This window comes from Paenibacillus terrisolis, assembly GCF_056171975.1.
Genome location: NZ_JBKFGG010000051.1, coordinates 1 through 965 on the forward strand (window position 1 = coordinate 1; position 965 = coordinate 965).

At 50.5% G+C, this 965-nt stretch carries 8 tRNA genes; all 8 read left to right on the forward strand.

Annotation, left to right across the window (positions count from 1 at the left end):
* The first annotated feature begins 108 nt into the window (after positions 1–108).
* The 8 genes from ACI48K_RS24675 (at position 109) to ACI48K_RS24710 (ending at position 938) form a co-directional block, all read left to right on the forward strand.
* A tRNA-Ser gene (locus ACI48K_RS24675) sits at positions 109–200 on the forward strand.
* A 20-nt stretch (positions 201–220) separates the two neighbouring features.
* Positions 221–297, forward strand: a tRNA-Met gene (locus ACI48K_RS24680).
* Between the two features lie 17 nt (positions 298–314).
* Positions 315–390: transfer RNA gene (locus ACI48K_RS24685), tRNA-Val, on the forward strand.
* 28 nt (positions 391–418) lie between these two features.
* Positions 419–494: transfer RNA gene (locus ACI48K_RS24690), tRNA-Thr, on the forward strand.
* A gap of 10 nt (positions 495–504) precedes the next feature.
* A tRNA-Asp gene (locus ACI48K_RS24695) sits at positions 505–581 on the forward strand.
* A 77-nt stretch (positions 582–658) separates the two neighbouring features.
* A tRNA-Phe gene (locus ACI48K_RS24700) sits at positions 659–731 on the forward strand.
* Positions 732–773: 42 nt separating this feature from the next.
* Positions 774–859 (forward strand) — tRNA-Tyr (locus ACI48K_RS24705).
* A gap of 6 nt (positions 860–865) precedes the next feature.
* Positions 866–938, forward strand: a tRNA-Lys gene (locus ACI48K_RS24710).
* Positions 939–965 lie beyond the last annotated feature (27 nt).

Below are 965 nucleotides of genomic sequence, written 5' to 3' on the forward strand. Positions count from 1 at the left end.
AGAGTATTCCTAATACTTTTCGGGCTTGGCGGGAAACCCAGTAGGGACTAATACGCAAAAACGTTTCGTATCCAGTTTTCAAGGATTGATACCTTGAATTTATGGCTTGGAGAGATACCCAAGTGGCTATAAGGGGACCCTCTGCTAAGGGGTTAGACTGCGTAAGCGGTGCGAGGGTTCGAATCCCTCTCTCTCCGCCATTTGTACAAGCTTATATTATGGCGGTGTAGCTCAGCTGGCTAGAGCATTCGGTTCATACCCGGAGGGTCGGGGGTTCGAGTCCCTTCGCCGCTACCAATTTTACTTAAACATATGGAGGCTTAGCTCAGCTGGGAGAGCATCTGCCTTACAAGCAGAGGGTCGGGGGTTCGAACCCCTCAGCCTCCACCATCAATCGTATATGCAATTTTCACACCGCGCCGGTGTAGCTCAACTGGTAGAGCAACTGACTTGTAATCAGTAGGTTGGGGGTTCAAGTCCTCTCGCCGGCACCATTTTTACTGCGGAGCCGTGGTGTAGAGGCCTAACATGCCTGCCTGTCACGCAGGAGACCGCGGGTTCGAATCCCGTCGGCTCCGCCATTTCTAACTGTATATTTCCACAACGAAGTGGGAAAGTTAACAACTTAACCGCTTTATTTTTTTGACTAATTTCATATGGCTCGGTAGCTCAGTCGGTAGAGCAGAGGACTGAAAATCCTCGTGTCGGCGGTTCGATTCCGTCCCGAGCCACTTTATGCTCGTTCAGCCCTGATCTGAATGCGGCATGAATCCGGAGGCTTAGCGAAGTGGCCAAACGCAGCAGACTGTAAATCTGTTCTCTGACGAGTTCGGTGGTTCGAATCCATCAGCCTCCACCAGTTTTTGAGCCATTAGCTCAGTTGGTAGAGCACCTGACTTTTAATCAGGGTGTCGAAGGTTCGAGTCCTTCATGGCTCATCATAAGAAGCTGTCAACCTTAGGGTT